This is a genomic window from Pseudomonas sp. REP124 (assembly GCF_020164475.1).
Taxonomy (GTDB): domain Bacteria; phylum Pseudomonadota; class Gammaproteobacteria; order Pseudomonadales; family Pseudomonadaceae; genus Aquipseudomonas.
In genome coordinates this window covers 33,359-56,762 of sequence record NZ_JAIQWX010000010.1, presented here as the reverse complement: position 1 = coordinate 56,762, position 23,404 = coordinate 33,359, and the positions used below count along the sequence as shown (strand labels likewise).

The 23,404-nt window shown below is 60.6% G+C and carries 22 protein-coding genes; 8 read left to right on the top strand and 14 right to left on the bottom strand.

What is annotated here, in order from left to right; genetic code table 11:
* Window positions 1-8: 8 nt before the first annotated feature.
* From K9857_RS04535 to K9857_RS04520, 4 genes are all read right to left on the bottom strand, one after another.
* On the bottom strand, window positions 9-1,433 hold the full coding sequence (locus K9857_RS04535) for a PLP-dependent aminotransferase family protein (RefSeq protein WP_224533681.1): 1,425 nt from the start codon (window positions 1,431-1,433) through the stop codon (window positions 9-11).
* A gap of 344 nt (window positions 1,434-1,777) precedes the next feature.
* On the bottom strand, window positions 1,778-2,482 hold the full coding sequence (locus tag K9857_RS04530; RefSeq protein ID WP_224533680.1) for a hypothetical protein: 705 nt from the start codon (window positions 2,480-2,482) through the stop codon (window positions 1,778-1,780).
* 267 nt (window positions 2,483-2,749) lie between these two features.
* Window positions 2,750-4,258, bottom strand: coding sequence for a sensor histidine kinase (locus tag K9857_RS04525; RefSeq protein ID WP_224533679.1), 1,509 nt, complete (start codon window positions 4,256-4,258; stop codon window positions 2,750-2,752).
* Complete coding sequence (locus K9857_RS04520) at window positions 4,255-4,974, bottom strand: response regulator transcription factor (protein ID WP_224533678.1); 720 nt, start codon at window positions 4,972-4,974, stop codon at window positions 4,255-4,257. The genes K9857_RS04525 and K9857_RS04520 overlap by 4 nt, the downstream gene beginning before the upstream one ends.
* A 149-nt stretch (window positions 4,975-5,123) precedes the next feature.
* Here K9857_RS04520 and msrB point away from each other — a divergent pair, with 149 nt between their 5' ends.
* From msrB to msrA, 3 genes are read left to right on the top strand one after another with little or no spacing between them, the layout of a single operon-like run.
* Window positions 5,124-5,648, top strand: a complete 525-nt coding sequence (gene msrB / locus K9857_RS04515) for a peptide-methionine (R)-S-oxide reductase MsrB (RefSeq protein ID WP_224533677.1) — start codon at window positions 5,124-5,126, stop codon at window positions 5,646-5,648.
* Window positions 5,649-5,684: 36 nt separating this feature from the next.
* On the top strand, window positions 5,685-7,451 hold the full coding sequence (locus K9857_RS04510) for a cytochrome c biogenesis protein DipZ (RefSeq protein WP_224533676.1): 1,767 nt from the start codon (window positions 5,685-5,687) through the stop codon (window positions 7,449-7,451).
* 31 nt (window positions 7,452-7,482) lie between these two features.
* Entirely contained in the window at window positions 7,483-8,190 is a 708-nt protein-coding gene (gene msrA, locus K9857_RS04505) for a peptide-methionine (S)-S-oxide reductase MsrA (RefSeq protein WP_224533675.1), read from the top strand.
* A 170-nt stretch (window positions 8,191-8,360) separates the two neighbouring features.
* On the opposite strand, the gene K9857_RS04500 is transcribed toward msrA, so the two are convergent.
* Window positions 8,361-9,374, bottom strand: coding sequence for a sensor domain-containing diguanylate cyclase (locus K9857_RS04500; RefSeq protein WP_224533674.1), 1,014 nt, complete (start codon window positions 9,372-9,374; stop codon window positions 8,361-8,363).
* Window positions 9,375-9,445: 71 nt separating this feature from the next.
* Window positions 9,446-10,351 carry a LysR family transcriptional regulator gene (locus tag K9857_RS04495; protein WP_224533673.1) on the bottom strand — a complete coding sequence of 302 codons (906 nt, stop codon included), beginning with the start codon at window positions 10,349-10,351 and terminating at the stop codon, window positions 9,446-9,448.
* Window positions 10,352-10,453: 102 nt separating this feature from the next.
* Between K9857_RS04495 and K9857_RS04490 the strand changes: the two genes are divergently transcribed.
* A complete protein-coding gene (locus K9857_RS04490; RefSeq protein ID WP_224533672.1) occupies window positions 10,454-11,629 on the top strand; it encodes an aspartate aminotransferase family protein in 1,176 nt (391 codons plus the stop codon).
* A gap of 36 nt (window positions 11,630-11,665) precedes the next feature.
* Here K9857_RS04490 and K9857_RS04485 read toward each other — a convergent pair whose 3' ends face one another.
* Both K9857_RS04485 and K9857_RS04480 read right to left on the bottom strand, forming a co-directional pair.
* Window positions 11,666-12,148, bottom strand: coding sequence for an adenylate kinase (locus tag K9857_RS04485; protein ID WP_224533671.1), 483 nt, complete (start codon window positions 12,146-12,148; stop codon window positions 11,666-11,668).
* Between the two features lie 102 nt (window positions 12,149-12,250).
* Entirely contained in the window at window positions 12,251-14,176 is a 1,926-nt protein-coding gene (locus K9857_RS04480) for an alkaline phosphatase D family protein (RefSeq protein WP_224533670.1), read from the bottom strand.
* Window positions 14,177-14,301: 125 nt separating this feature from the next.
* Here K9857_RS04480 and K9857_RS04475 point away from each other — a divergent pair, with 125 nt between their 5' ends.
* Window positions 14,302-14,544, top strand: coding sequence for a hypothetical protein (locus tag K9857_RS04475; protein ID WP_224533669.1), 243 nt, complete (start codon window positions 14,302-14,304; stop codon window positions 14,542-14,544).
* A gap of 13 nt (window positions 14,545-14,557) precedes the next feature.
* Here the strand turns inward: K9857_RS04475 and K9857_RS04470 are convergent, their stop codons facing one another.
* On the bottom strand, window positions 14,558-14,737 hold the full coding sequence (locus K9857_RS04470; RefSeq protein ID WP_224533668.1) for a hypothetical protein: 180 nt from the start codon (window positions 14,735-14,737) through the stop codon (window positions 14,558-14,560).
* Between the two features lie 138 nt (window positions 14,738-14,875).
* On the opposite strand from K9857_RS04470, the gene K9857_RS04465 reads away from it, so the two are divergent.
* The gene (locus K9857_RS04465) at window positions 14,876-15,217 is read left to right on the top strand and encodes a potassium channel family protein (RefSeq protein WP_224533667.1); all 342 of its coding nucleotides are present in this window, start codon (window positions 14,876-14,878) and stop codon (window positions 15,215-15,217) included.
* A 140-nt stretch (window positions 15,218-15,357) separates the two neighbouring features.
* On the opposite strand, the gene K9857_RS04460 is transcribed toward K9857_RS04465, so the two are convergent.
* Genes K9857_RS04460 through K9857_RS04445 form a run of 4 tightly spaced genes read right to left on the bottom strand, consistent with a single transcriptional unit; the run spans window position 15,358 to window position 20,490 of the window.
* On the bottom strand, window positions 15,358-15,579 hold the full coding sequence (locus tag K9857_RS04460; RefSeq protein WP_224533666.1) for a formate dehydrogenase subunit delta: 222 nt from the start codon (window positions 15,577-15,579) through the stop codon (window positions 15,358-15,360).
* A complete protein-coding gene (gene fdhF, locus K9857_RS04455) occupies window positions 15,576-18,458 on the bottom strand; it encodes a formate dehydrogenase subunit alpha (protein ID WP_224533665.1) in 2,883 nt (960 codons plus the stop codon). The genes K9857_RS04460 and fdhF overlap by 4 nt, the downstream gene beginning before the upstream one ends.
* On the bottom strand, window positions 18,455-20,014 hold the full coding sequence (locus K9857_RS04450) for a formate dehydrogenase beta subunit (protein ID WP_224533664.1): 1,560 nt from the start codon (window positions 20,012-20,014) through the stop codon (window positions 18,455-18,457). Before K9857_RS04450 ends, fdhF begins: the two co-directional genes overlap by 4 nt.
* A complete protein-coding gene (locus tag K9857_RS04445) occupies window positions 20,014-20,490 on the bottom strand; it encodes a formate dehydrogenase subunit gamma (protein ID WP_224533663.1) in 477 nt (158 codons plus the stop codon). The genes K9857_RS04450 and K9857_RS04445 overlap by 1 nt, the downstream gene beginning before the upstream one ends.
* A gap of 577 nt (window positions 20,491-21,067) precedes the next feature.
* Here K9857_RS04445 and K9857_RS04440 point away from each other — a divergent pair.
* Together K9857_RS04440 and K9857_RS04435 are read left to right on the top strand one after the other, a co-directional pair.
* Window positions 21,068-22,180 (top strand): RHS repeat-associated core domain-containing protein, encoded by a 1,113-nt coding sequence (locus K9857_RS04440; protein WP_224533662.1) that lies wholly within the window; start codon window positions 21,068-21,070, stop codon window positions 22,178-22,180.
* A gap of 117 nt (window positions 22,181-22,297) precedes the next feature.
* Complete coding sequence (locus K9857_RS04435) at window positions 22,298-22,666, top strand: PH domain-containing protein (RefSeq protein WP_095193791.1); 369 nt, start codon at window positions 22,298-22,300, stop codon at window positions 22,664-22,666.
* Window positions 22,667-22,785: 119 nt separating this feature from the next.
* Here K9857_RS04435 and K9857_RS04430 read toward each other — a convergent pair whose 3' ends face one another.
* The gene (locus tag K9857_RS04430; protein ID WP_411961542.1) at window positions 22,786-23,259 is read right to left on the bottom strand and encodes a sn-glycerol-3-phosphate transporter; all 474 of its coding nucleotides are present in this window, start codon (window positions 23,257-23,259) and stop codon (window positions 22,786-22,788) included.
* Window positions 23,260-23,404: the final 145 nt, after the last annotated feature.

Here is a 23,404-nt window from a genome sequence, read left to right as displayed (position 1 = left end):
GCTCGCTCCTACAGGGACAGGAGTCGTCCCAAGGTCTGTAATGCTTCATCAATCTTCGGCGAATACGGCGCCCCACACCCGATCCGCACAAAGTGATCGAAGCGTTTGTCATTAGAAAAAATCCCACCCGGGGATATCTGAATGCCCACATTCAACGCCGCCTGAAACAACGCCATGGACGAATGTTCCCGCGGCAATTCCACCCATAACAAGGTCCCGCCCTCCGGCGTGCTCACCCGGGTGCCAGGCGGAAAATTGCGCAGAATGCCGATGCTCATTTGCAACCGTTGCTGGGCGAGGGTGTTGCGCAAGCGCCGCAGGTAACGCTCATAGGACGGCGTGCCCATGAACGCACTGACCGCCAGTTGCGTCAGCGCCTCGCAGCCGCGGGACTGGGTGTGCTTGAGCATCTCCACGCGGTCGTGCCACTTGCCGGCGCTGATCCAGCCCAGGCGCATGCCGGGGGCCAGGGTTTTGTTCAGCGAGGCGCAATAGATCAGGTTGTCGCTGCGATCCCAATGCTTGAGCGTGGACAGCGGCTGCTCGCTGTCCACCAGATCGCCATAGGTGTCGTCTTCGATCAACACCGTGTCGTGCTCGGCGCACAGCTGTACCAGTCGCGCCTTGTTGGCGTCGGGCATGATGCTGCCCAGCGGGTTGTGCAGGTTGGGAATCACGATCAGCGCCTTGATTCGCTCGGGGCCTAGTAGCACCTGTTGCAGGGCCGGCAGATTGATCCCGCTGTGGCTTGAGGCCGGGATCTCCAGCACCCGCAGGTTCAGGCTTTCGAGGATTTGCAGCAGGCCGTAGAAGGTCGGCGACTCCACGGCCACGGTATCGCCGGGGGATGTCACCGCGCGCAACGCCAGGTTGATCGCTTCAGTGGCGCCGTTGGTGATCACGATGCGCTCGGCGCTCACGTGGGTCTTGCTGGTCAGCGCGCGCCGGGCCAGCACGTTGCGCAAGGCGATATTGCCGGCGGTGGTGCCGGTGGTTTCGAAAAGGTGCTGATCCTGGCGCAGAGCCTTGATCATGTTGTCCTGCAGGGCCTTGATCGGATACAGCTGGGGCGCGCAGTAGGCGCTGGCGAAATTGACTTTCACCGTCGCCCGCTGGCTGGCCTTGAGCACCGCCGACACTTGCTCATGAATGCCGACGTAGGCACCGGTATCCAGCGGCGGGGGCAAGGAGCTTGCGGTGGGTTTGGCGGGGGTGTCGGGCTGGCGGATGTAGTTGCCCGAGCGCGGGCGGGCTTCCAGTACGCCATAGTCTTCGAGCTCGCGGCAAACCTGCACCGCCGTCGACAGGCTGACGGCGTGTTTTTCCATCATCAGTCGAATGGAAGGGAAACGCTCTCCGGTTTTCAGGGTGCCGCTGCGGATCGCGTCCAGATAGTGATTGGCCAGTTGGCGGTACAACGGAGTCGTGTTCATGATGACCTCGGCAGTTGCACCACTGAGGTCTGGGCTGGAAAGTGAAAGGCGCTCCCCGCAGGCGGACCCGTGGTGCTGTTGGGTAAAGGGAAGTACTGCCGTCGATACTGGAAGATTAATCGCGTATTTGCCCGAATCGCGGGCAATAAAAAGCCCCGCGCGGGGCGGGGCTCTTGGCAAGGCTGTCACCTATCTGAGGCGGGGCGCTGTTTGTGGCGAGGGGGCTTGCCCCCGTTGGGTGGCGAAGCCGCCCCAAAAAGATGGGACTGCTGCGCAGTCCAGCGGGGGCAAGCCCCCTCGCCACAAAGTCCTCTCACTACAGAGAGTTCAGTCTCAGGTGTGCGTTACTGCGCAGCGATGCTGTACCCATCAAACGCCGTCTGCTGCTGCAAGGCCGTGATGATGTTCTTGCGGTTGGCCGCCTGCTCAGCGCCGCTGTTGTCCATGAACGTTTCGCTTTCCAGCTCCGCCTCCTCACCTTCACCCACAAAGTTGAAACCGAGGAATTCCAGCGCTTCACGGTCAACGTTCAGGCGCGAGCGCGGGGTACGCAGCGGCAGGGTCACGCTGATGCCGTCCTTGCTGATGGTGAACACTTCGGCTTCTTTCTTGGGCCGCGCGGCCTTGCTTTTGCCGCCGCTCGGGTTGCTGATGGCTTGATGGGTCTGGTTCAGCACCTTCAGGGCCAGGCCGTAGACGATTTCCTGAAACGCGGGGTCGTCCTTGAAGCTCGACAGAATGCGGCTGATCGGAAACTTGCTGCTCAGGTCTTCCAGGGCCGCGATATCGGCAGCTTCAGCGTCCTTGAGCTGCTTGAGCTGGCCCATCAGTTCATAGGCGCGGTCATCGTCGAAGCTGTCGTGCGCCTGGCGAATCGCTGCACGCAGTTCGCGAATCTGCTCGCTTTCGCGGCTGGACTGGAAAGCGTCCAGCACCATCTCGCTGATGGTTTTGGCCTGGGAGACGTGTTGTGAAAGATTGATGGAGTTTTCGTATTCCGCTTTGGACGACAGGGTGACTACGGTTTCAGCGGTATTGGAATCGGACATTGAAATTTCACTACTTTTTTCAGCTTGAATAGGGCGAGAAAGCGCAGGGGCTTTTTCCGGCCGACTAGCCTATTGGACCGGGACGGTGTTGTCACGGAGCAATGGCCGGATGGACAGTTTCATGCAACTCACAACCTTGTGGACGATCACAAATCCGGTAGGAGCGAGGCTTGCCCGCGAAGGCGGTGTTTCAGGCGATAGAGGTGGTGAGGCTGCCGGCCTGTTCGCGGGCAAGCCTCGCTCCTACAAAGGCAGGTCCGCGGTTTTTCAGACTTGGTCCTGTGCATTCAGGCTCATCACCCGCGCCGCTGTCTCTTCATCCTTGGGCAGTGAAAACCGGAAGGTCGCCCCACGCCCCGGCACATCGACCAACTGAATCTCGCACCCATGCAACTGCAGGATGCGATGCACGATTCGCAGACCCAACCCACCGTCGCGCCGCGCACCGCCAATGTTGAACGGACGCAGGAACAGGCCTTCGCGAAATTCGGGGGCGATACCGGGACCGGTATCGCTGACGGTGACTTCAATGAATGAGCTTTGCGGTCGCAGGCTCAGTTCGATCTCGCCACCTTGCGGCACATGGCGCAGGGCATTGTCGAACAGGTTGGTCAGCACCCGTTCGATCAATCCCAGGTCAGCGCACGCCGCTGAAACATTGGGGGCAAAGGTGGCCTTGAGTTCCACCTGCCGCGCTTCGGCGGTAAGTTCGAATTTCTGGAAGATGTCTTGGGCCAGATCGGTCAGGGAGAAACGCTCCAGAATCGGCTGCACAAAACCATGCTCCAGTCGCACCAGCTCCAGCAGCGATTGCGCCAGCCCACCAACCTTGCGGCTCTGATCCAGCGCGATGCCCAGGTAGCGACGGCGATCGGCGGGAGACAGCGTGGCGTCCTTGAGCGACAGGGTTTCCAGGTAACCGTGCAAGGACGCCAGCGGTGTGCGCAGGTCGTGGGAAATGTTCGCCACCAGCTCGCGGCGTTCTTGATCCTGGCGGGTCAGCGAGCGCCACTGCTCGCCAAGGCGTGCCTGCATCTGGCGGAAGGTGGCGTCGAGGATGGCGATTTCATCGTGGCTGGCATTTTTATCCACAGGCGGGGAGGGCGTTGGCGTAACGGGAATGCCATCGATGTCGAACTGGCTGACACTGTCGGTCAGGCGTCGCAACGGCCGGGTGATCAAGGCGAACGCGGTGAGACCGGCAATCAGGCACAGCAGCGCCACCAGCCCGATCGACAGTAGCGCGGTATTGAGCGCGGCACTGGTGGCACCACGTTCGGCAAGGCGGTCATGGTCCTCGCCGAGCAGCACCACGTAGAGATAACCCGCCGGCTTGCCATCGACCATCAACGGCGCCGCGCTGAACACCTTGCGGGCATCGGCGCTGCGCGGGTCGTCGCCAAGAATCGGCAAGGCATCACCCTTGAGCAGGCGCTGGATCGGCGCCAGATCGATCTGCTCACGATGTATCCGACCCTCGGGTGCGGCGCTGCCGACGATCTTCCCAGCGGGATCGAGCAGATATACCTCGACACTGGGGTTTACCTGCATCAGCTTGCTGAACAGGTCACGCACCGCATTGGGCATCAAGCCCCGGGTATCCATCAAAACCGTATCGCGGGCGATGTGTTGCGCCAGATCCCGCGACAACCCCTGCACCACTTCCTGTTCATGCATCTGGTTGGAGCGCACCTGCATCCACGCCGAAGTGCCGCAGCACACCAGCAGCAGGACGGCGAACACCAGGGACAGGCGTTGTGTGAGGGTCAACCTCATGCTTGTGGCTCCTCGCCAGTGGCGAATTTGTAGCCGCGTCCCCAGACCGTGAGGATGCGTGCCGGTTGCGCGGGATCTGTCTCGATCTTTGAGCGCAGGCGGTTGATGTGGGTATTGACCGTGTGCTCGTAGCCCTCGTGGCTGTAACCCCAGACGGCATTGAGCAGGTCCATGCGCGAGAACACCTTGCCGGGCTGGCGCGCGAAGAAATACAGCAGGTCGAACTCCCTCGGCGTGAGGTCCAGGCGCCGCCCCTCAAGAGAGGCTTCGCGGGTGATCGGATCGATGGCCAGGCCGTCGATGTTCAGGCTGCCGGCGTCCATCTTCAGGTTGCGGGCCATGGCGTCGACCCGGCGCAGCAGAGCTTTGACCCGCGCCACCAGTTCGAGCATGGAAAACGGTTTGGCCAGGTAGTCATCGGCGCCCAGCTCCAGCCCGAGAATCCGGTGCACTTCGCTGGAGCGGGCGCTGGTGATGATGATCGGCGTGTAGCGGGCCATGGCGCGGGCGCGCCGGCAGATTTCCAGGCCATCGACGCCTGGCAGCATCAAGTCCAGAACCAGTGCGTCCCAGTTTCCTTGCTGCAGCAGGCGCATGCCTTCATCGCCATCGGCGCAGTGCACCACCTCGAACTGCTCATCGCGCAGATGCAGGCAGATAAGGTCGGCGATGTGCAGGTCGTCCTCGACCACGAGGACGCGTTTGTTCTGTTCCATCCAGTTCAATCCTTCGACGCAATGGGCACATTGTGCGGGTTTTACGGAGCCGCAGTTATCACGAATTGTTTAACTTCTCGTGAGGATTTGGCGATCAACCCAAGCCTAGGCTTTGTTCCATGAAGGGCCCTGGATTTTTGGAGACGGCAATGCTCTCAAAACATTTTTCACGACGACAATTTCTGTTGGCGACCGGCGGGCTGGGGGTTGCAGTCCTGGCCGTCGGTGTATTGCCAAAATTTGCCGGCCGGTCTGTCCTGATCAGCGAGGCCGAAGCGGCGGAGGTGTTCGAAGTGACCCACAGCGATAGCGAATGGCACACCATCCTCAGCGACGAGCAGTACGAGATCCTTCGCGAAGAGGGCACCGAACGGGCCTACAGCAGCCCGCTGAACAACGAACACCGTGAAGGTACGTTTGCTTGTGCTGGCTGCGAGCTGCCGTTGTTTTCCTCGGATACCAAATTCGACAGCCGCACCGGTTGGCCGAGTTTCTGGGCGCCGCTGGACAAGGCCGTGGCGACCCGCCAGGACCGCACCTTCGGCATGGTTCGCGAAGAGGTGCACTGCCGGCGTTGTGGCGGGCACTTGGGGCATGTCTTCGATGATGGGCCGAAACCTACCGGGCTGCGTTACTGCATGAACGGCCTGGCAATGACATTCCGGCCGGTCTGATCCCGACTCCTTTCCTCACTCTTGCAGGTCGACGCTATGTGGCTTCTGGTCCTCGCTTATCTCGGTGGTGTGCTGACAATCGTCAGCCCGTGCATCTTGCCGGTACTGCCGTTCGTCTTTGCTCGCACTGGCCAGCCGTTCGTGAAAAGTGGCTTGCCGCTGTTGGCGGGCATGGCGCTGACCTTCGCCTTCGTCGCCACGCTGGCGGCGGTGGGCGGGGGTTGGGTGGTGCAGCTCAATCAGTACGGGCGCTGGCTGGCGCTGGTGTTCGTGGCGCTGTTCGGCCTGACGCTGTTGCTGCCGCAATTGGCCGAGCGCCTGACCCGACCACTGGTTGCGGCGGGAAGTCGTTTGTCCGAGAAAGCGGGAGCCGATGCTCGGCCACGTCCGGGCGCTTCGTTTCTGATCGGGGTCGCCACTGGTTTGCTGTGGGCACCCTGCGCGGGGCCGATCCTGGGTCTGTTGCTGACCGGCGCTGCCTTGCAGGGCGCGAGCATCGCCACCACTTTGTTATTGCTGGCTTATGCCGCTGGTGCCGCGACGTCCCTCGCCGTGGCCTTGCTGCTGGGTGGCAAAGTGTTCGCGGCAATGAAGCGTTCCATCGGGGCTGGCGAGTGGCTGCGTCGCGGCCTCGGTGCGGCAATGCTGGCCGGTGTGGCTGCTATTGCGCTGGGGCTCGACACCGGGATTCTGGCGCGGGTTTCGACGGCGTCCACCGGTGGAATCGAACAGGCTCTGGTAGAGCAGCTGGCGGGTAAATCACCGCGCAACAGCACGGCGATGATGGCGCAAAAACCGTCGTCCGACGGCGCAATGCCCGTCAGCGCAAGCACCTTGCCGGTAGAAGGCAAGCTGCCGCCGCTTGACGGTGCCGTGCAGTGGCTCAATTCACCGCCGCTCGATGCTCAGGCGCTGAAAGGCAAGGTCGTGCTGGTGGATTTCTGGACCTACTCCTGCATCAACTGCCTGCGTTCTTTGCCCTACGTGAAAGCCTGGGCCGAGAAGTACCGTGACCAGGGGCTGGTGGTGATCGGTGTGCATGCGCCGGAATTCGCCTTCGAGCGCAACGTCGATAACGTCACCAAAGCCATGAAAGACCTGGGTATCAGCTACCCGGTAGCCATCGATAACGAATTCAAGATCTGGCGAGCCTTCAACAACGAATACTGGCCGGCGCACTATTTCGCCGACGCCCAAGGACGCATTCGTTATCACCACTTCGGCGAAGGCGCGTACGACGAGTCGGAGCGGGTCATCCAGCAATTGCTGCGTGAGGCCGGTGCCAGCAAGGTGTCGGACGGGTTGATCAACGCCAAGGCCGATGGCGTGCAAATGGCGCCGGACAACAACGAAGTTCAATCGCCGGAAACCTACGTCGGCTACCAGCGTGCGGAGCATTTCGTGCCGGATACCAGCCTGGTGCCGGACAAGGTGTCGAGCTACCAGACGCCTGCGCAACTGGCGCTCAACGACTGGAGTCTGGACGGTCAATGGAAAGTCGGCCCCGAGCACGCCACGGCCAGTGCACCGGACAGTCGCATCGTCTACCGCTTCCACGCCCGTGACCTGCATCTGGTACTGAGCCCCGGCGCGGACGGCAAGCCAGTACGCTTCAAGGTGCTGATCGATGGCAAGGCTCCCGCAAACGACCATGGCATGGACGTGGCGCCCGATGGCAGCGGCACGGTGACCGAACAACGTTTGTATCAACTGGTACGCCAGAACGGCGGCGTGCAGGACCGGACCTTCAGCATCGAGTTTCTGGATCCGGGCGCATCGGCCTACGCGTTCACCTTCGGCTGACAGCCCTTAAAAATTTTCAGGAGTTCTACCCATGAAAACCCTGTTCACCTGGCGTCGTACGCTGTTGGGGCTGGTAACTGCCGGCGTCATCGGCCAATGCTCGGCATTCTCTCTGGGCGGCGCTGAAGAAGCGGTGCTGATTGCACCGCCAACCCTTGATGAGGTTACCCAGGCCCATAGCGAAACCGCAGTATTCGCCGGCGGTTGTTTCTGGGGCGTTCAGGGTGTGTTCCAGCATGTCAAAGGCGTGAAGAACGCGGTCTCCGGTTACGCGGGCGGGGCGGCCAATACGGCGCAGTATGAGCGCGTGAGCGATGGTGATACTGGCCATGCGGAGTCCGTGGAGGTCACCTATGACCCGAGTCAGGTCAGCTACGGCACTTTGCTGCAGATCTACTTTTCCGTGGCGCATAACCCCACCGAACTGAACCGCCAGGGACCGGACACCGGTACCCAGTATCGCTCGGCGATCTTTACCAAAAACAGCGAGCAGCAAAAAGTCGCCCAGGCCTACATCGCCCAGCTCGATGCGGCGCATTCATTTGATAAGCCGATCGTGACCAAGCTGGAAAGCTTCAACGGTTTCTATCCGGCGGAGGAAGAGCACCAGGACTTTCTGACCGAGCATCCGAGCTATCCCTACATCGTGATCAATGATCTGCCGAAAGTGGCGCAGCTCAAGCAGCTGTATCCGGAGCGTTATCAGGAGAAGCCGGTGTTGGTGAAAGGGCAGATGTGAGGGGGTAGTCAGTCAGGAACTCGCGTAGGCGATGAGGTCTTTGTGGCGAGGGGGCTTGCCCCCGCTGGGCTGCGAAGCGGCCCCAAAAAGATGGGACTGCTACGCAGTCCAACGGGAGCAAGCCCCCTCGCCACAGGTATGTGTTCGGCTTGATTGAAGGGGAGTCTGGGCTATCCAGAAATCACATTCTTGCCCGCAATCTTCGACCGATACAGCGCCTGATCAGCCCGCGCCATCAACCCGGTTTGCTGTTCTTCATCGAAACGCTGCACCACGCCAAAACTCATCGTCACCTGGAAATCCCCCACCGGCAGCAACTCCGCCAGACCATGCCGTATGTCCTCGGCGAGGATTCTGGCGTCGGCCAACGAGGTGTTGGCCAGCGTCATGATGAACTCATCGCCACCCCACCGCGCCAGCAAGTCGCCTTCGCGCACGAAGCGCTTCAGATTTTCCACAACGTGGACCAATGCCGCATCGCCCAAAGCATGGCCGTAGTGATCGTTGATGTTCTTGAAATCGTCGATGTCCATGGCGATCACCGACAGCGGTTCGCGAAAGCGCTGGGCGCGCTCGCAGGCCTGGGGCAGCAGCTGTTCCAGGCGATAGCGATTGGCGATGGAAGTCAGGGTATCGGTGTGCGCCAGTTTGCGGTTTTCTTCGAGCTGCAATTGCAGTTGCTCGTTGACCAGGGACAGTTCCCGGGTGCGCTCTTCGATCATCGCTTCCAGCGAGTGATTGCGTCGCTGCAGTTCTTCGAGCAGGCGCCGCCTGTCCTCGATGCTGCGGTGCGCGCCGACCATGCGCGCCACTGAACCGTCTTCGTTGCGGGCAATCACATGACCACGGTCTTCGATCCAGATGTAATCGCCGTCATGGGTACGGCAGCGGTACTCGGCCTGATAGGCGGGGCTGCGTTCACTCAGGTAATCATCGAAGCGGGCCATGACCTGCGGGTAGTCATCGGGGTGGATGACGTTTTCCCAGGTCAGCACGTTGTTATCCAGAGAGTGTGGCGAATAGCCGAGCATCTCGTACCAGCGTGCATTGCGGTAGACGAAGCCGGTGTTGGCGTTCCAGTCCCAGATGCCGTCGCTAACCAGCTCCATGATGGTATGCAACATGCTGTCGTTCATGCCCGACAGGTCGAACTTCACCGGTTCGGTGTTCGATGTTTCATCCATCGCTGCTCTCCCTGCCTGATATCAAAATGATCAGTCGTGCGCGGAGATTAATTCATGCCCTACGGGGGCGGCTAGTGCTTGCCCCACATGTCCATGGCGAAGTCGACGAAACGGCGCAGTTTGGGAAGCCGATGGCGATCCTGGGCATATACCAGATGCATCGGTCGGCTCGGCAGTTGATAACGCTCTAGCAAAGGGATCAGCTTGCCGGACTTCAGATCCGGCTCCACCAGCGCATCGGGCACCATCACGATGCCCATTCCGGTGCGCGCGGCCTGATGCAATCCTGCCGAGCTGTTGATCACCAGCGAACCGCTGACCGCCACCACGATTTCGCCATCCGGACCATTCAGGCGCCATTGCCGTGCCACTGCCTGCCAGTCATCGCCGGCCGGGTAGGCGAACGCCAGGCAATTGTGGTGTTGCAGGTCTTCCGGCTCCTGCGGGGTGCCGTGACGGGCCAGGTATTCCTTCGACGCGCACATGGTCAAGGTGTAATCAATCAGCGGGCGGGCGATGAGGTTCGAAGGCTCCAGCGCGCCCAGGCGGAAGGCCACGTCGAAGCCATGGTCCAGCAGATCCGGGCGGCGGTTGGTCAGCACCACGTCCAGCTTCACCCGTGGATTGTGCAGGCTGAACTCGCTCAAGGCCGGCGCCAGACGTTCGGTGCCGAAGGTCAGCGGGGCGGTGATACGCAGGGTGCCGCTGGGCTCGTCGAGGGTCTGTTCGGCCAGGCGTTCGGAGTCCGCCACCAGCCCCAGCACTTCAAGGCAGCGCTGGTAATACGCGCTGCCGAACTCCGTCAGGCGCTGGCGACGTGTCGTGCGCTGGAGCAGGCGGACACCCAGACGTTGCTCTAACGCCTTGAGATGATTGCCCACCATGGTGGTGGACATTTCGCACTGCTGGGCGGCGGCGGTCATGCTGCCGGCCTCAACCACCCGCACGTAAACGGTCATTGCCTGGAACAGATCCATTATCAAGCTCAGCTTTAAAATGATTGAAGTGTTAGCGAGTTTATCCAGCTCAGGTGGCTAACCATACTGCAAAAACAACCACAATTGCTGGAGCTTGATGTTATGACCGCCGCCTGCCTGATGAGCACTTACCAACCGATGGCCCTGAGTTTCGACAAGGGCCTGGGCACGCGACTGTGGGATCAGGCCGGGCGTGAATACCTGGATGCGGTCGCCGGTGTCGCGGTGACCAACGTTGGCCACTCCCACCCGAAAATCGTCGCCGCCATCAGCGAGCAGGCCGGGTTGCTGCTGCACACCTCGAACCTCTACAGCATCGACTGGCAACAGCGGCTGGCGCACAGGCTCACGACACTGGCGGGCATGGATCGGGCGTTCTTCAACAATTCCGGCGCCGAGGCCAATGAAACGGCACTGAAAATCGCCCGGCTTTACGGCTGGCACAAAGGTATCGAGCAACCCTTGGTGGTGGTCATGGAAAACGCCTTTCACGGGCGGACCCTCGGCACGCTGTCCGCCAGCGATGGCCCGGCCGTTAGATTGGGTTTCAATAAATTGCCGGGGGATTTCATCAAGGTGCCATTCGGCGATCTGAGGGCGTTGGAGCGGATGTATCAGGACCACGGTGAACGCGTCGTGGCCGTGCTGATGGAACCGATCCAAGGCGAAGGCGGCGTGCAGTTGGCGCCGCCGGGTTATCTCAAGGCCGTGCGCGAACTGTGCAGTCGGCGCGGCTGGCTGATGATGCTCGACGAAATCCAGACCGGCATCGGCCGCACCGGCCAGTGGTTCGCCTTTCAGCACGAAGGCATCGTTCCCGACGTCATGACCTTGGCCAAGGGCTTGGGCAACGGCGTCCCCATCGGCGCCTGCCTGGCCCGTGGCAAAGCCGCCGAAATCTTCACCCCCGGCAGCCATGGCAGCACCTTCGGCGGCAACCCGCTAGCCTGCCGGGTTGGTTGCACGGTGCTGGAGATCATCGAAGAACAATGCTTGCGGGATAACGCCCGGCTACAGGGCGAACGGCTGCTCAAGAGACTGAACATGGAACTGGCAGACCACCCCAACGTCCTGGCCATCCGCGGCCAGGGCCTGATGATCGGCATTGAACTCAAACAACCCATCCGCGACCTGACCCTGATCGCCGCCCGGGATCACGGCCTGTTGATCAACGTGACCCGCGGCCAAACCATCCGCCTGCTGCCGCCGCTGACTATTGATGAGCGTGAGGTGGAGATGATTGTGAGAGGGGTGAGCCGGGCCATCAACCCAATGTAAAACCATACGCCCTTTAGGAGCAGCCTCCGGCAGCTCTTACAGGGGGACGGTGAATGCCGTGATTTGGGTGCGATTGCTCAGCTGTATTTTTGAGCCAGCAAAGTTTTCGAACAGCTGCCGATGCGCCGCAAACCCACTGGACCCCTCCCGCGTTCGATAGCTCCCCGCCCACTCCAGCATCGCCATCACTCGCTCGTCGTCCTTCTCCTCACGCTGGCGAATGTTGGCGACGCATTCCTCGTCGTCAACGCTCAGCCAAATCAGCGCCGTCGCGCGGTCCAGCAGTTCGCTGATGATCCAGCCATAAACCCCTTCGATCACCCAGCGCTCTTCACTGGTCGCCACACGCGCCATGCTCAGCGCTTCGCCACGGGGACGGGGGAGGCTGTGCTCGTCGGATAGCCAGTGGATGGGGTCGAGGTCGGTGCGGGGGAGGTGCAGGTGTTCTGACAGACGTTGGGCCAGCCAGCTTTTGCCGGAGCCGGAGTTGCCGATGATCAGGGTTCGGGTGAGGTCCATGAGTCACACTAATCAAGGGTGGGAGCGGGCTTGCTCGCGAATGCGGTGGGGCATTCAGCACTGTGGTGACTGACACTCCCTCTTCGCGGGCAAGCCTCGCTCCTACAGAGTGGCGTCGCTTTCGGGCGGGACCATTCGGGTTTTCGGCGCGCCGTTGGCGTTGTGCTGAAAGATTTCCCGCGGCTGTCCCTGTTCATTAAAGAACACCTGCCCAATCCCCGCCGAGTTCCACAGCCGTTCACCCGCTTCTGCATGCTCGGGGATGTGCGGCACGATGCGCATGCGGCGGCGTTTGGTCAGCCAGTTCAGGGGGGAACGGGGTGAGTAAAGCCAGCGGTTGAGGCGGTCGAACCATTCCAGCAGGGCCGGCGGGAACTCGTTCTTGATGCCGCTGCTGGTGATCTGCCAGATGCGCGGGCCGGCCTTGCGGTGTCGGATCAGCACTTCATAGACGAAGGAATAATGCACATCGCCTGACAGCACCACGTAACTGCCGGGAGTACGTGAGTGTCGGAAAATGTTCAGGATCACCTGCGCCGCGCCGCGATGGGCCATCCAGTTTTCCGCGTCCACCAGCAGTGGATAACCGCACCAGCTGAACACACGCTGTATGGTTTCGATCAGCTTCACGCCGAATACCGGCGCCGGTGAAACAATGATCGCTGACGGATGATCCAGCAGTTCCTGTTGCAGTTCGCAAAGGGCTTCCCAATCCAGCAGGCCCGACGGCTGCTTGAGGGTCATCTCGCTGCGCCAGCGCCGGGTGCGGGTGTCGAGCACGACCATGGCCGGAGTAGTGGGCAACACGTAATGCCAGCGCTGGAACTTCAGCAACTCATCGATCAACGCATCCTGCACCGGGCTGTCGAGATAGCCGTCACTGCCGGTCGAGCTGAAACTGCCAGCCTTATCCAGCACCGCATCGAAGGCATCCGGATTGTTGCCCCAGCCCTGGCACAACATATAAGCGATCAGCGCATTGCCGATGATGCGTTTGGAGAACGGATGGCCGTAGGCCGTTTCCTCCCATTGCGCGGAAAGATTCCAGTCATCGGTAATATCGTGGTCGTCGAAAATCATGAAAGTCGGCAAATGCGCCAGCGCACGCGCAGCTTTACCCAAGCCAGCCTTGAAACCGTCCAGACGCGTCTGTTCCAGCGCGTAACGCTCGCGCCTTTGCGGCGTCAGCGTCGGTGGTTGCGGGGCGATCAGGGACCAAGGCGTCGGCGACCAGACCAGCAGGTACATGGCCATGACTTCAGCGAAGGTCACCAGATGATTGTCGGCGCTGCTGCTGGTGAAAATCGGCTTACGCGCACCGCCGAAAAATCGCTCGCGCAGGGTCTCGTTGCTCTCAAGCGCCGGTAACAAATCCGCACGATGGTAGTAACTGGCCGGATGCTCATAGAGCTTGGCGCTGTCACTGACCACGGCGCCTTCCAGATGCTCGCCGAACAAGCCCAGCCGCTCGATCAAGGCATGAATCGCCCGCAACGTCGGCCCGGCCACATCATCGGCGTAGACCTGATCGCCGGTCATCATCAACAGCGCCGGGCGATCTGCAGGTTCGTGCGCCGCTGCCAGCAAGTTATCCACACACAGCAAACCGTCCGCCGCCGGGTGATGGGGCTTGCGACACGACCCGTGCAGCAGCTGATCGATTCGCGAACGCAGGACAAAATTCGGGCTCATGGCATCGCCATACAACAGATGAGGCGCCCAGTCAGCGATGCCCGTTCCGTCACTTATCAACAGGTCGTATTCGATCAACTCATCCGAGGGCAGGGCGCTGTCCAGCGTCACGTCGATCAAATGCACAAAGGCGTGGGTGCCCACCGCGATCACCGTGCAATGCCCGGCATCGAGGCGAATATCCCCCACATTCTGCAAACGCAGCGTCAAATCCAACGCACGCGAACCCACCAGCCACATCAGCAGCCGCGTCGGCTCCATGCGGCGCAACAACGGACCGGCCAGCACGGGTGGCAACGGTTGAATTTCGGCAGGCGATGACAGAGGGGCGGACATCCAGGTTCTAGACTCATGAGGCGCAGAGGCGGGCGATGATAGCGCAGGTGACGACTGCACCGGCTAGAGTGAGTTTGCCGCACCGTCGGTAGACGCCCGGCAATGTTGATCAAAACGAGGTGCACATGAACAAATTCATCCTGCCAGCGCTGGTCCTGCTGATCGCCGCGCAATCCCCGGCGTACGCCATCAGCGAAAAATATCGTAAACAATTGGAGCGATCCGGCTGCACTCAGGCGAGCGAATTGCAGGGCTGTGATATCCACAAGTCCAAGGCGGAAAACGCCAAGGCCGGGTTTACCAATCCCAAGGTGCCTGACGCCCCCAAAAGCGATACCAAGACCCAAGCGCCCGCTAAAACCGAATAGCAACAACCTCCCGCTACATCCGCGGCCGAGGCATCGTCGAGGGCATGCGTTGTTGGGGCGGGATGATCCGGCCGCTGCCTCCGGTGGCGTTGGGCGGTATGGCCTGGTCGTCCTGGCGGGTGTCGTGGCACGACGATCCGCTGATGGCCACGAACACGAAGAGCAGCAGCGGCGCGATCAGGTGTTTGGGCATGGGAGGTCTCCAGGGCCGGATTCATCCAGCTTAATCGCGGATTTCAAGGCTCACCGCGCCGTTGGTCCGCCTTCACATTCCGCAACTTGTGCCAAGCTGTTGTGACGCCCATTCGCCCGCCGCCCGGGGAGCCATGACATGAAGCACGCCCACGCGTCGCACATCCGTCGAGAGTTCTACAAAGCCGTCGGCTTTTACCTTCGACTGGCCTGGCCGATCTTTTCCGCGATGTTGATCATCATTGTGTCGGTGGGGTTGATCATCAGTTATCTGGAGGGGTGGGATCCGTTTGACGGGATCTATTTTGGCTTTGTGACGGGGCTGACCATCGGGTATGGCGAGCTGGTGCCGAAGCTGCCGCTGTCGCGGGTGTTGGCGATATTGCTGGGGTTCAATGGGGTGTTGTTGACGGCGATTTTTGCGGCGATCAGTGTGCGGGCGATCGAGATTGCGGTGCGGGTGACGGAGGGGGACAAGTAAGCACACCCCCCACTGTAGGAGCCGAGCTTGCTCGCGATGGAGGCCAACGATGACACGGGCATTCAGACACCCCGCGTTATCGTTGACGTCCATCGCGAGCAAGCTCGGCTCCTACAGGGGTAGGGGCACGGGATTGGGTTTCAGGCCTCCCAGCCAGCCTCACTCACGGCTGTTTGTACGAGCGGATGCAACTCCGCCCCCTTATGTTCCGTCTGCCACGCCAGCAACTCCTTGCGCATCCCCGGCGTCCAGTACATCTGTATGTGATTCCTCACACCGAGCACTGCCTGCTGCTGGTCCGGCTCGTTGGCAAAGTACTGGGCAATCTGGTTCGCCATCTTGATCAAATTGTCCGTGCTCATCGACGTACCTCCGCTTTATCGCCCCGTGCCTGACGGCGATCCTTCAGCAAACGGTCCTGTTCATCACTAAACGCTTGATAACGTTTCTGCCACTCGGAAGGGTGATAAACGCGGCTGACCTCCACGGCCGTAACCTTATATTCCGGACAGTTGGTCGCCCAGTCGGAGTTATCGGTGGTGATCACGTTGGCCCCCGATTCCGGGAAGTGGAAGGTGGTGTACACCACGCCCGGCGCCACCCGCTCGGTCACCCGCGCGCGCAGTACGGTCTGGCCGCTGCGGCTGCCGATGCCGACCCAATCGCCTTCGTTGATGCCACGGCTCTCGGCGTCGGTCGGATGGATTTCCAAGCGGTCCTCGTCATGCCAGGCGACGTTCTCGGTGCGTCGGGTCTGCGCGCCGACGTTGTACTGGCTGAGGATGCGCCCGGTGGTCAGCAGCAGTGGATAACGGCTGTTGACCTTCTCTTCGGTGGGCACATAACCGGTGAGCATGAACCGCCCCTTGCCGCGCACGAATTCCTCGATGTGCATGGTCGGCGTGCCGTCCGGCGCCTGGGCGTTGCACGGCCATTGCAGGCTGCCGTGGCGCTCCAGTTCCTCATAGCTGACATTGGTGAAGGTCGGCGTCAGGCGGGCGATTTCGTCCATGATTTCCGATGGATGCTTGTAGTTCATCGGGTAGCCCAAGGCATTGGCCAGGGCCACGGTGCCTTCCCAGTCGGCCTTGCCGCCCAGCGGTTCCATCACCTTGCGCACGCGAGAGATGCGGCGCTCGGCGTTGGTGAAGGTGCCGTCCTTTTCCAGGAACGAGCTGCCCGGCAGGAACACGTGGGCGAACTTGGCGGTTTCGTTGAGGAAGATGTCCTGCACCACCACGCATTCCATGGCCGACAGGGCCGCGGTCACGTGCTGGGTGTTCGGGTCGCTCTGGGCGATGTCCTCGCCCTGGCAGTACAGGCCCTTGAAGCTGCCGGCCAGTGCCGATTCGAACATGTTGGGAATGCGCAGGCCCGGATCGGGTTGCAGGGTGACGTTCCACGCCTGCTCGAATTCGGTGCGCACCGCCACGTTGGAGATGTGCCGGTAGCCGGGCAACTCGTGGGGGAACGAACCCATGTCGCAGGAGCCTTGCACGTTGTTCTGCCCACGCAACGGGTTCACGCCCACGCCTTCGCGGCCGATGTTGCCGGTGGCCATGGCGAGGTTGGCGATGCCCATCACCGAGGTACTGCCCTGGCTGTGCTCGGTCACGCCCAAACCGTAGTAGATCGCCGCGTTGCCGCCGGTGGCGTACAGGCGGGCTGCGGCGCGGATATCGGCAGCCGGTACACCGCAGATCGGGCTGATGGCTTCCGGCGAGTTCTCCGCACGGCTGACGAACTCGCTCCAACGGGCGAAATCACTGCCTTCGCAACGGGCGTCGATGAAGGCCTGGTCTTGCAGGCCTTCAGTGATGATCGTGTGAGCCAAGGCGTTGAGCATCGCAACGTTGGTGCCCGGACGCAGGGCCAGGTGAAGCTCGGCGCGGGCATGCACCGTGTCCACCAGGTCGATACGTCGTGGGTCGATGACGATCAGTCGCGCACCTTCACGCAGGCGGCGTTTGAGCTGTGAAGCGAACACCGGGTGGGCGTCGCTCGGGTTGGCACCCATCACCAGCACCACGTCGGCCTGCATCACCGAGTCGAAGCTCTGGGTGCCGGCGGACTCGCCCAGGGTTTGTTTCAGGCCATAACCGGTCGGCGAGTGGCAGACCCGCGCGCAGGTGTCGACGTTGTTGTTGCCGAACGCTGCGCGTACCAGTTTCTGTACCAGATAGGTTTCTTCATTGGTGCAGCGGCTGGAGGTGATGCCGCCGATGGAATCGCGACCGTATTTCTGTTGCAAACGACGCATTTCACTGGCGGCGTAGTTCACCGCTTCATCCCAGCTGACTTCCTGCCACGGATCGCTGATGTTCTTGCGGATCATCGGTTTGGTGATGCGATCCGGGTGAGTGGCGTAGCCCCAGGCAAAACGCCCTTTGACGCAGGAGTGGCCGTGGTTGGCCTGGCCGTTCTTGTCCGGAACCATGCGCACCAGTTGGTCGCCCTTCATCTCGGCGCGGAACGAACAGCCCACACCGCAATAGGCGCAGGTGGTGATCACGGCGCGCTCAGGCTGACCGAGCTCGACCACGCTTTTTTCCATCAGCGTCGCGGTCGGGCAGGCCTGCACACAGGCGCCGCAAGACACGCATTCGGAATCAAGGAAATCCTCGCCACCAGCCGCCGAAATCCGCGACTCGAAACCACGCCCGGTGACAGTCAGGGCAAAGGTGCCCTGGGTTTCTTCACAGGCGCGCACGCAGCGGTTGCAGACGATGCATTTGCTCGGGTCGTAATCGAAATACGGGTTGGAGGTGTCCTTCACATCCTTCAGATGGTTCTCGCCTTCGTAGCCGTAGCGCACCTCGCGCAGGCCGACCTGGCCCGCCACGGTTTGCAGCTCGCAGTTACCGTTGGCCGAGCAGGTCAGGCAGTCCAGCGGGTGATCGGAGATGTACAGCTCCATGACGTTGCGGCGCAGGGTCGCCAGCTTCGGCGTCTGGGTGTGCACGGTCATGCCTTCGGTGACAGGCGTGGTGCAGGACGCGGGATAACCGCGCATGCCGTCGATCTCCACCAGGCACATGCGGCACGAGCCGAAGGCTTCCAGGCTGTCGGTGGCGCAAAGCTTGGGAATGGTAGTGCCCATCAGCGCAGCGGCGCGCATCACCGAAGTACCTTCGGGCACTGTGATGCTGCGACCGTCGATGTTCAGGGTGATCTGCACATCGCTCTCGCGAGCGGGTGTGCCGAGATCCATATCGGTTTTCGGATCGAATACAGTGATCATTGCTCGGCCTCCGAGGCTTGCAGGCCGAAGTCGGCGGGGAAGTACTTGAGGGCGCTGGCGACCGGATAAGAAGTCATGCCGCCCAACGCGCACAGCGAACCGTATTGCAGGGTGTCGCACAGATCCTTGAGGATGATCGCCTGCTCGTCGCGACCGCTCTGGTCCGGTGCTGCGAGCAGACGGTCGATCACCTCGACGCCGCGGGTCGAGCCGATCCGGCAAGGGGTGCATTTGCCACAAGATTCTTCGGCGCAGAACTGCAACGCAAAGCGCGCCATGTGCGCCATATCGAGGCTGTCATCCGCGACCACCACGCCACCGTGACCGAGCATCGCACCCATGGCAGCGAAGGCTTCGTAATCCAAAGGCGTATCGAATTGCGACGGCGGCACCCAGGTGCCCAGCGGGCCGCCCACTTGTGCAGCCTTAAGCGGTCGACCACTGGCGGTGCCTCCGCCGTAACCATCCACCAGCTCGCGCAGAGTCAGGCCAAACGCCCGCTCCACCAGCCCGCCATGACGAATATTGCCCGCCAGTTGGAACGGCATCGTGCCCAGGGAACGGCCCATGCCGTAATCGCGATAGAACTGCGCACCCTTGGCCAGAATCAGCGGCACCGAGGCCAGCGTCAGCACGTTGTGCACCAGCGTCGGCAAGCCGAACAAACCTTTGAGCGCCGGAATCGGCGGCTTGGCACGAACCAGCCCGCGCTTGCCTTCCAGCGAGTCCAGCAGCGCGGTTTCTTCACCGCAGATGTACGCACCGGCACCGACGCGCACTTCCAGATCGAACGCCTGCCCGCTGCCGCCGACATTCGCGCCCAAGTAACCGGCCTCACGCGCGAGGTTCAGCGCCTGGCGCAAAGTGGCCACGGCATCCGGGTATTCCGAGCGCACATAGATGTAGCCGAAGGTGGCGCCGGTGCAGAGACCGGCAATGGCCATGCCTTCGATCAGCAGGAAAGGGTCGCCTTCCATCAGCATGCGGTCGGCGAAGGTGCCGGAGTCGCCTTCGTCGGCGTTGCACACGATGTACTTCTGCACAGCCTCAGCGCTACGCACCGTGCGCCACTTGATCCCGGCAGGGAAGGCCGCGCCGCCACGGCCACGCAGGCCCGAATCGAAAACAGCGGTCGCAGTCTGCTCGCCGCCAATGGCAACAGCCCGACTCAAACCCTCGAAACCGCCATGAGCTCGGTAATCGTCCAGGGACAGCGGCCGGGTAATGCCGGCGCGGGCGAACAGCAGGCGTTGTTGAGTCTTGAGATAAGGCAACTCTTCCACCAGGCCCAAGGCCAGTGGATGGCTGGAGGAGGGGGCTTGCAGCGCCTCGAGCACGGACGGCACGTCGGCCGCCGTCAGCGGACCGAAGCCGATCCGGCCTTGCGGGCTGTCCACTTCCAGAAGCGGTTCCAGCCAGTACAGGCCACGGGAACTGGTGCGCTGCAGCTCCAGCGGCAAATTGCGTTCTTTGGCCTGAGTGATCAGCGCCGTGGACACCTCATCGGCGCCAACCGCACGGGCCAGCGAATCGGTCGACAGATAAAGAGTCGGCATCACGCGTCCTCCCGGCAAGTATCGAGCAGGGCATCCAGACGCTCGGCACTGAGCCGCGCATGCACCCGGCCATCGAGCTCCAGCGCCGGCGAACAGGCGCAAGCGCCCAGGCAATACACCGGCCGCAAACTGATGCTGCCATCGGCGCTGCTGCCGTGGTCATCCAGTTGCAGACGATCGCGCAGCTGCGCCGCCAACTGCTCGGCCCCACGGCTCTTGCACGACTCGGCGCGGCACAAACGCAGAATATGGCGGGCCGGCGGCGAGGTACGGAAGTCATGGTAGAAGCTGATCACCCCGCGAACCTCGGCCTGACTCTGGTTCAGCGCATGGGCAATCTCGGGGACGGCGGCATCGGGGATATAGCCGATGCGCTCCTGAATATCATGAAGAATCGGCAACAGCGCGCCGGGAGTGCCCTTATGGCGCTCCAGCAGAGTGTTGACCACAGACAGGTGCAAACTCTCATCAGGCATTCAGCAATCCTCACGGTCACGGACAAACCCTATGGTTGTCGGTTGTCCGAAAGTGTCGGCTGCGGCATTCACACCACGTCACGGTATCGTGGCTTCGGCCGGTGGCCAGGGCACCCTTGGCGGGCATCTTGTTGTGCCCGGCACGGTCTTCGCCGTGCCTCGTAAAGGGCATTAAGGCAGCTTGCCACGGCGCTTTTTCTATACCTGCACAAAAGCGACGTGTTCGGTTCTGCCTACGACTATCCATTGAGTCTAGATGAGCGTGGTGCGGGGGATTTGCTCAGCGACGCAATGCCCGGGAGGGGCTTGTCGATGGGGATATATAACAGGGGTTGTGTGTCAGAAAAAAGCATCAGATTTGGGGGTAAAACCGGGGATCAGAAACGTTAATAAACCCCGGGATGCGACGAAGGCCTGCTTTCGTGCTTTAACTTTTGGAATGCCTCTCCGAGCGGAACGTCGCGAGTGACATGGAACAGCTATGGAATTTTGGAGACTCAGGCCTAGCAGTTCTGGTAGTGGGCAACGATTGAAAAAAATACGATGCTGGTCATGAGCATCGTTTAGAGAATCGACAATGCCAACGTCATTTCGTGAAACCCCGTTGTGTCGATATCACTATGACCCACTGGATCGCCTGGTCGAGAGCAAATCTCTCAGTCAATCCGCTATTCAGCGTTTCTACTGCAAAACCCGCTTGGCCACCGAAATCCATGACACGGTCCGGCACGTTTTCTTCCAATTTGATGAACAGCTTTTGGCGCAACAAAAGCACTCAGATTCCAATGTTGAAACCAGCTTGCTGGTAACTGATCAGCAGCGATCGGTGCTTGTCGCCATCAACGAAAAACGCCGTGGGCAATTCGCCTACACACCCTACGGCCATCGTTGCACGGGCGGCAGCTTGTTCAGTCTGCTCGGATACAACGGCGAACGACCGGACGTGACGACTGGGCACTATCATTTGGGCAATGGCTACCGGCAATTCAACCCGATTTTGATGCGCTTTAGTCGTCCGGACAGTTTGAGCCCGTTTGGAAAAGGCGGGTTGAATGCTTACGGATATTGCGCAGGCAATCCCCCTAATCGGATCGATCCCTCGGGGCGGGTAAGTCTCATTGCAATGAAGGCTTATTTACTTGGAACAGTGGCCAAACCCTATAAGCCCTTACACATAAAGATCCAGCAAGAATTTGGCGAAATGCTGATGCCCTTGCACCGGTCTCAACCTCCCTTGACCGCCACTGAGATGGTTGCAAGAAGAAGGAGGTCCGCGCCATCACTCATTCAGTTTGATAACAACCAAAATCCCAATTTTGCAGACACCTTGATTGGAATGCATGGCTCCGATGTCAAAAATCACAACAGCCTGATGTTTGGCCTCAATCTCGATCGGCAAGGGCGGAATTCCCGGGCCACAGAAGGTGCAGGGCTGTATACCAGCCCGTTCAAGAAGACAGCGGCGAGATACTCAAGGCAAAGGGAGGACGGCGTTTTAGGTGTTTATACAAGAAATCCTGATGCGTTGAAGCGGGGTAGAGATATTGATTTCAGTGCAATCGAAAGTAGTGATACGCCAAATGATGTTCAAGTGATCATAAGAGCCAATGCTTTCAGTCGAGTGCATGTAAAACGCTTGGATGTACGGGATCGAGTCATATTTCCACGGTCTCATGAAGCGTCATTTTGATGTTCTGGTTTACGCTAAGTGATCGGCGGCCCAATGCCTCTATAGGCCTGCAATATCGAACGAAATACGCTATGAAGTCAGGCTCAAGCCGTTCATTGGATAAACAGGGAAAGACACATGATTGATTTCAACAACAAAGGATTCTTCAAGCTCAAGCAAAACGACGAATACGCCGAACGCGTGTCCGCCTTGCTGATCGACGGCGAACACGTCATCGACGCCTACAAATCCATGCGCGACGGTGTGGTCTTTACCAACAAACGCATCATCTCGGTCAACGTCCAGGGCATCACCGGCAGCAAAAAAGACTTCACCTCATTGCCGTACAAAAACATCGTGGCGTACTCGGTGGAAACCTCAGGCACCTTCGACCTGGATTCCGAGCTGGAGATTTACTTCTCATCGCTTGGGAAAGTGAAATTCGAATTCACCGGCAAGACGTCGATGGTGGAAGTGTCGAAGCTGATTTCCCAGCATTTGCTTTGACCTGGCCGGCTGCCCGATTGACGAGCGCCCACAAAAAGCCCCGAAACCCCGGGGCTAGCCCTAATGCCTGTCAGTTAAGCCAAACGCAGGCTCCGCCAGCCACTACACACGATGCCCCTCTAAAACCTCAACCCCACATTCACCATCCCGGCCGCCCCACCCAGCACCACGAACTCCGCCGCCACCGGCCCCCAATGGGCACCAAATGAAGGAATGATCACCGGTGCGACCCCAAAATGATTCAGCGGAATCTTGTCGTCGTACTCACCCTTGTAACCCTCGATCAAACCACCGCTCAGCTTCACGTAAACCGGATACTGCTCGTCCTCCCAGACCTTGCCCAGGTAGGCGTAATAAGAGCGCTGATAAAACGAATTCTTGAACGTCGCCGCGCCCCACAGCAAACCATCGCCGTAGACGCGCTCCACGCCGACCAATTCCTGATGGTTGTTGTGTTCGGGGTCGTGGGTCCAGTGTTTGGTGTAGGCGCTGGTCTGCACGTACCAGTAACCGTCCTGACCCTTATCGTCCGCCGCCAACACCGCGAGGCTGACGGCAAAGCACATGATGCCGGTGAGCGGCGCCCTGATCATTTGCGGTCCCTCGTCGAATGGTCATTTGACCTTAGATTCGTATGGGGGAAACGCCAGTGATGGGGATCGATGGCCGATGTTGTGCACATATTCACAACACGGGGGAGCGGCAGAGATCTGAAAGCCCCGATTCACTCGGGGCTAA

Excerpts from the sequence above, each read along its gene's own strand:
- K9857_RS04535 (WP_224533681.1), bottom strand. The coding sequence starts at position 1,433 with ATGAACACGACTCCGTTGTACCGCCAACTGGCCAATCACTATCTGGAC.
- K9857_RS04530 (WP_224533680.1), bottom strand. The coding sequence starts at position 2,482 with ATGTCCGATTCCAATACCGCTGAAACCGTAGTCACCCTGTCGTCCAAA.
- K9857_RS04525 (WP_224533679.1), bottom strand. The coding sequence starts at position 4,258 with ATGAGGTTGACCCTCACACAACGCCTGTCCCTGGTGTTCGCCGTCCTG.
- K9857_RS04520 (WP_224533678.1), bottom strand. The coding sequence starts at position 4,974 with ATGGAACAGAACAAACGCGTCCTCGTGGTCGAGGACGACCTGCACATC.
- msrB (WP_224533677.1), top strand. The coding sequence starts at position 5,124 with ATGCTCTCAAAACATTTTTCACGACGACAATTTCTGTTGGCGACCGGC.
- K9857_RS04510 (WP_224533676.1), top strand. The coding sequence starts at position 5,685 with ATGTGGCTTCTGGTCCTCGCTTATCTCGGTGGTGTGCTGACAATCGTC.
- msrA (WP_224533675.1), top strand. The coding sequence starts at position 7,483 with ATGAAAACCCTGTTCACCTGGCGTCGTACGCTGTTGGGGCTGGTAACT.
- K9857_RS04500 (WP_224533674.1), bottom strand. The coding sequence starts at position 9,374 with ATGGATGAAACATCGAACACCGAACCGGTGAAGTTCGACCTGTCGGGC.
- K9857_RS04495 (WP_224533673.1), bottom strand. The coding sequence starts at position 10,351 with ATGGATCTGTTCCAGGCAATGACCGTTTACGTGCGGGTGGTTGAGGCC.
- K9857_RS04490 (WP_224533672.1), top strand. The coding sequence starts at position 10,454 with ATGACCGCCGCCTGCCTGATGAGCACTTACCAACCGATGGCCCTGAGT.
- K9857_RS04485 (WP_224533671.1), bottom strand. The coding sequence starts at position 12,148 with ATGGACCTCACCCGAACCCTGATCATCGGCAACTCCGGCTCCGGCAAA.
- K9857_RS04480 (WP_224533670.1), bottom strand. The coding sequence starts at position 14,176 with ATGTCCGCCCCTCTGTCATCGCCTGCCGAAATTCAACCGTTGCCACCC.
- K9857_RS04475 (WP_224533669.1), top strand. The coding sequence starts at position 14,302 with ATGAACAAATTCATCCTGCCAGCGCTGGTCCTGCTGATCGCCGCGCAA.
- K9857_RS04470 (WP_224533668.1), bottom strand. The coding sequence starts at position 14,737 with ATGCCCAAACACCTGATCGCGCCGCTGCTGCTCTTCGTGTTCGTGGCC.
- K9857_RS04465 (WP_224533667.1), top strand. The coding sequence starts at position 14,876 with ATGAAGCACGCCCACGCGTCGCACATCCGTCGAGAGTTCTACAAAGCC.
- K9857_RS04460 (WP_224533666.1), bottom strand. The coding sequence starts at position 15,579 with ATGAGCACGGACAATTTGATCAAGATGGCGAACCAGATTGCCCAGTAC.
- fdhF (WP_224533665.1), bottom strand. The coding sequence starts at position 18,458 with ATGATCACTGTATTCGATCCGAAAACCGATATGGATCTCGGCACACCC.
- K9857_RS04450 (WP_224533664.1), bottom strand. The coding sequence starts at position 20,014 with ATGCCGACTCTTTATCTGTCGACCGATTCGCTGGCCCGTGCGGTTGGC.
- K9857_RS04445 (WP_224533663.1), bottom strand. The coding sequence starts at position 20,490 with ATGCCTGATGAGAGTTTGCACCTGTCTGTGGTCAACACTCTGCTGGAG.
- K9857_RS04440 (WP_224533662.1), top strand. The coding sequence starts at position 21,068 with ATGCCAACGTCATTTCGTGAAACCCCGTTGTGTCGATATCACTATGAC.
- K9857_RS04435 (WP_095193791.1), top strand. The coding sequence starts at position 22,298 with ATGATTGATTTCAACAACAAAGGATTCTTCAAGCTCAAGCAAAACGAC.
- K9857_RS04430 (WP_411961542.1), bottom strand. The coding sequence starts at position 23,259 with ATGATCAGGGCGCCGCTCACCGGCATCATGTGCTTTGCCGTCAGCCTC.